Genomic DNA, 6,194 nt, shown 5'->3' with positions numbered 1-6,194 from the left:
AGGCTCATTTTTTACGCCTTTTGAGGCGTAGCAAGTAAAAAAGGGCCTTGTGCCCGTAAATTAAAAACCACCGGCTAGGCCGGTGGATATTTATTGTATAAAAAAATCTAGTAGAATAATCTACTAGAAAAATATGGTCGGGGTGAGAGGATTTGAACCCCCGGCCCCATGGTCCCAAACCACGTGCGCTACCAAACTGCGCTACACCCCGACGACTTTTATATTATATGATATAAAAAAAGAAAATGCAAGTAAAATTTAAAAATAAATAAAATAAAAGAAGTAAAACTTCTTTTATTTTATTGTTTAAGATCAATATCACATTCTACAAAAGCATTATCTACAGGTTTATAGCCAATAATAGATTTTGTATTTTCAAGAGATAATCTTTTATAAGTATTATCTGAAATTGCATTTAATATATAAAAAGGTTTATCCATTTTTGAAACTAGACATCTATCAATAAGATGACAAAGATCTCTCTTACTTAAATAGGCACTTAAATCTCTAACAGATAGTTTTTTATTTGCAATTTCAACTTTATTAAAAGCTGCAATTCTAAGAGCTATAATTTCAAGACCAAGTTCATATCCATAATAAGAACAAATTGCCTCTCCAAAACATTTAGAAACTCCATAGAAGTTTTTAGGTCTTACATTGTCAGTAGTTTCTACTTGCTTATCAATTGGATATCCTTCAACAGCATAGGCACTTGATGGATATATAACTCTTTTAATTTTATTAATATGACAAGCTTCCAAAATATTATAAGTAGCAATCATATTTTTATTTAAAACATCATCAAAAGATGAATCAGGATAGGGAATACCAGCAAGATGAATGACAGCATCAACATCTTTTATTGTATTAATACAATTCTCTAAAGATTCAACATCTAAAATTAGTTCCTTAATATTTTCATTATTATATTTATTTAAAAATTCTTCTTTATATACTGTTGCAATAACAGAATGCTCCTTAGCTAAATAAGGAGTAATACATCTTCCAACAGCTCCTTCAGAGCCTGTAATTAAAATTTTCATAATATACCTCCTAATACTAATATACTATATAAAAGTACTTAGGCAAATGGAGTATTAAATATAAAATTGGGTATAAAAAAAGCTAATAGAAAAATCTATTAGCTAATATGGTCGGGGTGAGAGGATTTGAACCCCCGGCCCCATGGTCCCAAACCACGTGCGCTACCAAACTGCGCTACACCCCGACGAACAATTACTAATTAATTATAAGAAATTAATGGAAAAATTACAAGTTCAATATAATAGCTTTAATTTATAGTTTGGAGTTATTATAAAGTAAAATTAGTATATTTTAACTTAAATGCTAAAAATTACTTTAAATTACTTTAAATATCTATTAATTTCAAAAAAATATTGGGAAAATTATAAAATTGACAGCTAAAAGGATAATCTATATAATAAGATAATTAAAGTGAGGGATGAAGAAAATGAAAGCAGCTATTTTTGATTTAGATGGAACACTTATTGATTCAATGGGAATGTGGAGAGATTTAGGTAGAAACTTTTTAGAAAGACGAGGCCTTGCAATTACAAAAAAAGTTGCAGAAGATATGACAACTATGAGTCTAAAAATGAACTCTCACTACCTAAAAGAAACTTACAATTTAAAAGAATCAACAGATGAAATTTATAAAGAATTTAAAGACATTATATTAAACTTTTATTTAAATGAAGTAAATGAAAAAGAAGAAGCCTTTAATACAATAAAAAAATATAAAGAAAATGGATATGATGTAGTCCTAGGTACTGCTACAAGTGATGAATTTGTATATCCAATACTAGAAAGATTTAATATGTCAGAATATTTTGATTTAATTCAAACTTGTGACATGGTTGGAATAAAAAAATCAGACAAAAATTATTTTAATTTAATATCAGAAAAATTAGAATTAAATTCAAAGGAAATATTTTTATTTGATGATGCACCCTTTGCACTAAAAGCTGCAAAAGAAGCAGGAATAGTAACAGTAGGTGTATATGATGATGAATCTAAAGAATATTGGAAACATATTGTAGAAAAAAACAACTACGCAATAAAAACATTTAAAGAGTGGAATGTATATGAACCTTCTAATATTCTTCTTTAAAAGAGGCTGTATAGCCTTTTTACTTACTTTTGTACTATTTTCACTAATTAGAACTAAATATTTTAAAGAATCTAAAATAGGATCTAATGGTACAAGAGAGTTTTTATTAAGTATTTTTATAGCATATATTGCTGTGCTTTTTGTATTTATGTTTACTCCAAATGTCTTTATAGCAAATAAGGGAATAGATTTAACGTCTGAAAATTTTGATTTTGTAGGAAATTTTAAAGATAGAATTGACAGTGGATCTTGGGGAGTAAATATACATCCTTTTAGAACTATATTATCTTATATAAAATATTCAGGACCATTTCATTGTTTTACTAATATTGTAGGAAATATACTAATATTTATGCCAATTACTTTTTTACTTCCAATGATTTATGAAAATACAAGAAAATTGTGGAAAATAATTTTAATATCAACATCTATAAGTATATTTATTGAATTTGTTCAATTTTTCATAGGAAGATCAGTAGATATAGATGATTTAATATTAAATGTAGTAGGTGGAATATTTGGATATTTATTATTTAAATTTTTAGAAAAGAAGAACTTTAAAATAACAAAAGTTGCTAAATAATTGACTTTTTCATGAAAATTAACTATAATAATAGTACTCATTAAGGGGACGAAATTGGCTTCGACGGGGGTTTGGAGCTTTTAGTAGCGAGCCGTTGTAAGGAACAACGCTAAAAGCCTTAACAAAATTAAACGAAAACAATAATAATAATTTAGCATTTGCAGCTTAATTAAGCTGTGCTCACCTTTAAAGAATTCCCACGCTCTTTAATTCGGTGTCAATCAGTGGGACACGAAACTCTGTAAGTTATCATAGCAGAGGGGGTAGGTATGATAATATATTTACAAAATCCTGTTAGTTGGAGTTTGTAAAAGAACAAAAAATAACTAACTGCGCTCGGAGAAACTAACTGTAAAGAGCTTTCGGACGTGGGTTCAACTCCCACCGTCTCCACCATAAATAGTGGAGAAAAAATAGCCATTGACCATCAGACAAAAGTTTGGTGGTTTTTTTATTATAAACTTGGATATATATAAGTAAATAGATTATTTCTTAAGATTTTGTAGATGGGAGAAAACTATGGAAGCAAAGAATTTCAGAAGATTTTTACTAGTATTTGTACTAGGAGTTATGTTGATAAATATGTTTTTTGAATTTGTAATAAGTGATTATGCAAAGGGAGTAAATCTAAATGCAATAACTTATTTTGCAAATGTAGTTTATGGATTTGTAGTATTTTTTAGTATGAAGAAAAAAGAAAATAAAAAAACAAAAATAAAGTAAATTAAATTAAAATAGTCGTCTATAATTATAGATGGCTATTTTTGTATATTAAAAATAAATATATAATATAATTAGGTGATAAAATGAAAACTTTAGTATTAATGGCAAGCCCTAGAAAAAAAGGAAATACCTTTCAAATTCTAGATAAATTTTTAGAAGAAGCAAAAATATTAGAAGAAGAAACTAAGACAATTTGGCTATATGACAAAGAAATAAAACCTTGCATTGCCTGTAGAAATTGTCAAAAAGATCATAGTATATTTGGATGTATATATAAAGATGATGTAGAAGAAATATTTAATGAAATATTAAAATCAGACTTAATAATACTGGCAACTCCAATATATTCATGGTACTCAACAGCACCTCTTAAGGCATTACTTGATAGACTAGTATATGGTATGAATAAGTACTATGGAGAAGAAAGAGGACCATCTCTTTGGAAAGAAAAGAAAATTGCTATAATAAGCACCTGTGGATACCCAGTAGAAAAAGGATTTGATCTTTTTGAAGAGGGAATAAAAAGATATGCAAAACACTCTCAATTAATATACTTAGGCTCTTTAGTAGAACATGATAGAGGATATAAATCTGTATTTATGGATGAAGAAAAAGAAAAAAGAGAAAGAGAATTTGCAAGAAAAATATATAAAAAATAAAAACCACCTGAAAAGGTGGTTTATTTAATAGATTGTTTTAAATCATAAAGTTTTTTAGAAATATCTCTTTTTTCATCAATAGTTCTAAATAATTTTTTATTTAATGCATCAATCATTTCTCTTTGAGAGTCAACAAGATGATTATTTATATCATTACAATCCTCTTCTATTAATATTTTAATTTCATCTAATTTAGAGTTAGAACTTATAAAAAAATCATTATTTTCTTCAAGTTCAATTATAATTTTAATAAGTTCTTCATTATTTAAATTTAATAAATCTTCTTTTGTGTATTTCATAATATGCTCCTTATTATTCTTTTTATAATTCTATATTACCTTAAAAATATCTATAATTGTATTGATATTTAATAAATTTGGGGTATTATATATAATTATACAAAGAAAAAGAGGGGATTTTATGGACACCGTTGGTGGATCGTCTCATATAGTTGTAGCTTTGATTATTTCTTCATTAGCAATAATTATGCCAATTATATTGAGTCATTTTCTAATGAAGACTACAAAATAAGAAAAGACTAAGTTTAAACTTAGTCTTTTTTGTTATAATATTAAATAAATGGGGGTAATTGATTATGGATTTTCAAAGAGTGAATTTAGTTTATTTTAGCCCAACAGGTGGCTCAAAAAAGATTATGAGATATGTATCTAGTGTATTTAATATTAATAGTATGACAGTTGATATTTCAAATCCAAGTCTTGATTTTAGCAAATTTGTAGCAAATGAAGATGAAATTTCTATATTTGCAGTTCCATCTTTTGGAGGAAGAGTGCCAGAGACTTTTGTAGAGAGAATAAAAAATACTAATGGTAATAATTCAAAAGCTATATTAATCTCTACATATGGAAATAGAGATTTTGATGATACATTACTTGAACTTAAAGATGTAGTAAAAGAGGCAGGTTTTTTACCTATTGCAGCTATTGCAGCAGTTTCAAAACATTCTATTATGACTGATATTGCAAGTACAAGACCTGATGATTTAGATAAAGAGGAGATAATTTCCTTTGCAGAAAAAATTAAAAAACATTTAGAAAATATTGATGATAATTTTGATTTAGATGTTCCTGGAAATTTTCCATATAAAAAATATAATCCTGTTCCACTAAAGCCAAAAGCAGATAATAAATGTATATTATGTGGAGCTTGTGCAACAGATTGTCCAGTTGGAGCAATTCCTTATGATACTCCAAATATTACAAATAATGAATTATGTATTACTTGTATGAGATGTGTTGAGATCTGTCCTGTTGGAGCAAGAAGTATAGGCGAGGAAAATTTAAAAATGATAACAGAAAAATTTGGACCTCTTTGTGAAGGAAGAAAAGAAAATAAATTATTTATAGAAAACTTAAATAAGTAATAAAAAAGGCTAAAAGATTAATCTTTTAGCCTTTTTAGAATTTTTATTCCATTTTTAAAATTTCATTTCCATTAACTGTATAGACATATATATTTTTCTTATAGTATTCTACGCATAATAGTTCTTCTATATTTTTATAATTATGCAATGACAGTATATTTTTTAAATCTTCTTCTTTAATATTTAATTGATTTAATGTATCTTTATGGATATTTCCATTAAATACTAATACATTTGATTGTGATCTTTCTTCTTTTAAATCAATTGTAATATTTCCACTTGGATCAAACCAAGCATTTCTAATTTCAGATATACTTTTTACATCTTGAGAGTGTATATTATTTTCAAAATCCATTATGCTTAATTTTGCTTTTTTAAATTCTTCTGGTAATAATACTCCATCTTTCATTAGCATATATCTTTTACCATCTAATAATTCTGTAATTGTTCCACTTCTATATTTTAAATGTCTAATTAATATTTGAAGAAAGGCCCATATTAAAACTATAATTGTTGATTCAAAAACTGATACATCTCTTGAGACTATTGTATTTCCCATAAGCCCACCAATTACCATATTAGATATTTGATCTGATGGAGATATTGGAGCAAGTTGTTTTCTGCCTGAAATTTTAATGTAAATTAATATAATTATAAATGCAGATATTAGTTTAATTGTCATGAATTTAAAGTCCATTTTAACCTCCTTTTGTT

At 26.7% G+C, this 6,194-nt stretch carries 8 protein-coding genes, 2 tRNA genes and 1 other RNA gene; 6 read left to right on the top strand and 5 right to left on the bottom strand.

Going from position 1 to position 6,194, the window contains the following annotated elements:
• Nucleotides 1-134: 134 nt before the first annotated feature.
• The 3 genes from J2Z71_RS08120 to J2Z71_RS08110 form a co-directional block, all read right to left on the bottom strand.
• A tRNA-Pro gene (locus tag J2Z71_RS08120) sits at nt 135-211 on the bottom strand.
• A gap of 88 nt (nt 212-299) precedes the next feature.
• Nucleotides 300-1,043 carry an NAD-dependent epimerase/dehydratase family protein gene (locus tag J2Z71_RS08115; RefSeq protein WP_210061948.1) on the bottom strand — a complete coding sequence of 248 codons (744 nt, stop codon included), beginning with the start codon at nt 1,041-1,043 and terminating at the stop codon, nt 300-302.
• 108 nt (nt 1,044-1,151) lie between these two features.
• A tRNA-Pro gene (locus J2Z71_RS08110) sits at nt 1,152-1,228 on the bottom strand.
• Nucleotides 1,229-1,471: 243 nt separating this feature from the next.
• On the opposite strand from J2Z71_RS08110, the gene J2Z71_RS08105 reads away from it, so the two are divergent.
• From J2Z71_RS08105 to J2Z71_RS08085, 5 genes are all read left to right on the top strand, one after another.
• Nucleotides 1,472-2,131, top strand: a complete 660-nt coding sequence (locus tag J2Z71_RS08105) for an HAD family hydrolase (RefSeq protein ID WP_210061947.1) — start codon at nt 1,472-1,474, stop codon at nt 2,129-2,131.
• Nucleotides 2,106-2,714, top strand: a complete 609-nt coding sequence (locus tag J2Z71_RS08100; protein WP_210061946.1) for a VanZ family protein — start codon at nt 2,106-2,108, stop codon at nt 2,712-2,714. Before J2Z71_RS08105 ends, J2Z71_RS08100 begins: the two co-directional genes overlap by 26 nt.
• Before the next feature lie 44 nt (nt 2,715-2,758).
• Nucleotides 2,759-3,110: a transfer-messenger RNA gene (gene ssrA, locus J2Z71_RS08095) on the top strand.
• A 123-nt stretch (nt 3,111-3,233) separates the two neighbouring features.
• Nucleotides 3,234-3,437 carry a hypothetical protein gene (locus J2Z71_RS08090; RefSeq protein ID WP_210061945.1) on the top strand — a complete coding sequence of 68 codons (204 nt, stop codon included), beginning with the start codon at nt 3,234-3,236 and terminating at the stop codon, nt 3,435-3,437.
• 83 nt (nt 3,438-3,520) lie between these two features.
• The gene (locus J2Z71_RS08085) at nt 3,521-4,096 is read left to right on the top strand and encodes a flavodoxin family protein (protein ID WP_210061943.1); all 576 of its coding nucleotides are present in this window, start codon (nt 3,521-3,523) and stop codon (nt 4,094-4,096) included.
• Between the two features lie 20 nt (nt 4,097-4,116).
• Here J2Z71_RS08085 and J2Z71_RS08080 read toward each other — a convergent pair whose 3' ends face one another.
• Nucleotides 4,117-4,395: a hypothetical protein gene (locus J2Z71_RS08080; RefSeq protein WP_210061941.1), complete on the bottom strand. Its 279-nt coding sequence runs from the start codon at nt 4,393-4,395 to the stop codon at nt 4,117-4,119.
• 296 nt (nt 4,396-4,691) lie between these two features.
• On the opposite strand from J2Z71_RS08080, the gene J2Z71_RS08075 reads away from it, so the two are divergent.
• Nucleotides 4,692-5,480, top strand: a complete 789-nt coding sequence (locus tag J2Z71_RS08075) for a 4Fe-4S binding protein (RefSeq protein ID WP_210061939.1) — start codon at nt 4,692-4,694, stop codon at nt 5,478-5,480.
• A 43-nt stretch (nt 5,481-5,523) separates the two neighbouring features.
• On the opposite strand, the gene J2Z71_RS08070 is transcribed toward J2Z71_RS08075, so the two are convergent.
• Nucleotides 5,524-6,177, bottom strand: a complete 654-nt coding sequence (locus tag J2Z71_RS08070) for a DUF421 domain-containing protein (protein ID WP_210061937.1) — start codon at nt 6,175-6,177, stop codon at nt 5,524-5,526.
• Nucleotides 6,178-6,194 lie beyond the last annotated feature (17 nt).

It is taken from the genome of Peptoniphilus stercorisuis (assembly GCF_017874395.1).
Taxonomy (GTDB): Bacteria; Bacillota; Clostridia; order Tissierellales; family Peptoniphilaceae; genus Anaerosphaera; species Anaerosphaera stercorisuis.
The sequence above is the reverse complement of the archived record's forward strand: the minus strand, read 5'-3'. Positions and strand labels throughout refer to the sequence as shown.

Bases quoted from the DNA above. Each gene is read 5' to 3' on its own strand.
- J2Z71_RS08115 (WP_210061948.1), bottom strand. From the start codon at position 1,043: ATGAAAATTTTAATTACAGGCTCTGAAGGAGCTGTTGGAAGATGTATT.
- J2Z71_RS08105 (WP_210061947.1), top strand. From the start codon at position 1,472: ATGAAAGCAGCTATTTTTGATTTAGATGGAACACTTATTGATTCAATG.
- J2Z71_RS08100 (WP_210061946.1), top strand. From the start codon at position 2,106: ATGAACCTTCTAATATTCTTCTTTAAAAGAGGCTGTATAGCCTTTTTA.
- J2Z71_RS08090 (WP_210061945.1), top strand. From the start codon at position 3,234: ATGGAAGCAAAGAATTTCAGAAGATTTTTACTAGTATTTGTACTAGGA.
- J2Z71_RS08085 (WP_210061943.1), top strand. From the start codon at position 3,521: ATGAAAACTTTAGTATTAATGGCAAGCCCTAGAAAAAAAGGAAATACC.
- J2Z71_RS08080 (WP_210061941.1), bottom strand. From the start codon at position 4,395: ATGAAATACACAAAAGAAGATTTATTAAATTTAAATAATGAAGAACTT.
- J2Z71_RS08075 (WP_210061939.1), top strand. From the start codon at position 4,692: ATGGATTTTCAAAGAGTGAATTTAGTTTATTTTAGCCCAACAGGTGGC.
- J2Z71_RS08070 (WP_210061937.1), bottom strand. From the start codon at position 6,177: ATGGACTTTAAATTCATGACAATTAAACTAATATCTGCATTTATAATT.